This window comes from Mesorhizobium sp. M7A.F.Ca.ET.027.03.2.1, assembly GCF_003999175.1.
Classification (GTDB): domain Bacteria; phylum Pseudomonadota; class Alphaproteobacteria; order Rhizobiales; family Rhizobiaceae; genus Mesorhizobium.
Map to the genome: position 1 here is coordinate 1 of NZ_RZOM01001317.1, position 1417 is coordinate 1417.

General features: G+C 63.3%; 3 protein-coding genes and 1 pseudogene. 1 reads left to right on the forward strand and 3 read right to left on the reverse strand.

What is annotated here, in order from left to right:
- On the forward strand, positions 1–332 hold a 332-nt coding region (locus EN750_RS34205), incomplete at its 5' end, for a PLP-dependent transferase (RefSeq protein ID WP_189526672.1).
- A 21-nt stretch (positions 333–353) separates the two neighbouring features.
- Here EN750_RS34205 and EN750_RS34210 read toward each other — a convergent pair.
- The 3 genes and pseudogenes from EN750_RS34210 to EN750_RS34220 form a co-directional block, all read right to left on the reverse strand.
- The gene (locus EN750_RS34210; RefSeq protein WP_127272043.1) at positions 354–581 is read right to left on the reverse strand and encodes a BrnA antitoxin family protein; all 228 of its coding nucleotides are present in this window, start codon (positions 579–581) and stop codon (positions 354–356) included.
- Between the two features lie 82 nt (positions 582–663).
- The gene (locus EN750_RS34215; RefSeq protein ID WP_127399269.1) at positions 664–933 is read right to left on the reverse strand and encodes a BrnT family toxin; all 270 of its coding nucleotides are present in this window, start codon (positions 931–933) and stop codon (positions 664–666) included.
- A 106-nt stretch (positions 934–1039) separates the two neighbouring features.
- A pseudogene (locus EN750_RS34220) lies at positions 1040–1417 on the reverse strand (ceramide glucosyltransferase); the annotation flags it as partial.

The following is a 1417-nucleotide window of genomic DNA, read 5'->3' on the forward strand; positions in this document are numbered from 1 at the left end:
GCGTCATCTATCCCGGGCGCGCCGACCATCCGCAGGCCGATATCGTCAAGAAGCAGATGTCGGGCGGCTCGACGCTGATCTGCCTCGACGTCAAGGGCGGCAAGCAGGCGGCCTTCGCCTTGCAGAACGCGCTCGACATCGTCTTGATCTCCAACAATCTCGGTGACGCCAAGAGCCTGATCACCCACCCGGCGACGACGACGCACAAGAATTTGAGCGACGAGGCGCGCGCCGAACTCGGCATCGGGCCGGGCACGCTCAGGCTTTCGGTCGGGCTGGAGGACACCGACGATCTGCTCGAGGACATCGCGCAGGCGCTGAAGGCCAGGTAGCGCGCGAGCGTCGTCGCAGGATTACAGGCCGACCGCCTTGCGCAGCACTTCGTTCATGCGGGTCTGCCAGCCATCGCCAGCGGCCTTGAAGCGGTCGAGAACGTCGGCGTCGAGGCGTAGCTGTACGGCACGTTTGGGCCGGGCAAGCGGCGGCCGGCCAACCTTGCGGCGCGAAACGGCATCGGTTGGCTGCGCATCCGGATCGGCTTCGGCCGCAGCGGTGATCTTGGCATCTTCTTCGTCGGTCATCGCGGCAAGCGCCTTTTTGGCCAACGCCAAAGCGTCAGCACGTGACAGCTGGGGCGCAGCAGCCTCACGGCGTACGATCGTCTTAGAGGTTTTCGACATAGTCCGTAATTTCCTGCCTTGTGGCCTTGCGCAGCGAAATAACGCGGATGGCGTATCGTCGCTCGACATAAACCATCACATGGACGCCAGTTCCGATCAGACCGATGGCAACGAGGCGGTCCTCGCCAAAGTCCTCGCTGTCGTCGAGCCTGATAGCGGCGTTGGCGAAGTCGAAGGATGGTGCGATCGCAAAATCCACGCCATGCTTGGCCCTGTTCGTCCTGGCCTTGTTTTCATCCCACTCGAACTGCATCGCCGCCGGTGCGTTCCCATAAATTATGTATACACAAAAATAGAGCCTAACGCAACATTTCCGTATATACGATAATCATTCCAGCGGTCAAACCTAGCTGACGCCTTCAGGCGCCGGACGGCGTCTCTTCCAGCTCGGCCGTCTTGGTGCCGATGGTCATCGCATTGCCGCGCCAGTCGACGGCGCCGCCGAGCCAGCCGCGCGCCCACATCGCCGGCAGGATCAGGTCGCGCGCCATGATCGCTGCGACCATGCGTGGCGACAGGTACCAGCCCTTGGACCAGGCCAGGGCGCACTCCGGAAAGTAGAAGGCCACCAGTACGGCAAGGGCGGTTGCCCAGAGGCTGAAGCCGGCACTGGCCGCTGCAATCAGGGCAAGCACCAGCGGCACCACGGCGCCGGTCAGGATTTCGGGTGCGAAGAACAGCGGGAAAGTGACGCGGCGCAGGCGCGCCCAACGGGCCTGACGCGACCAGATCTCGTC

Bases quoted from the DNA above. Each gene is read 5' to 3' on its own strand.
- EN750_RS34210 (WP_127272043.1), bottom strand. From the start codon at position 581: ATGACCGACGAAGAAGATGCCAAGATCACCGCTGCGGCCGAAGCCGAT.
- EN750_RS34215 (WP_127399269.1), bottom strand. From the start codon at position 933: ATGCAGTTCGAGTGGGATGAAAACAAGGCCAGGACGAACAGGGCCAAG.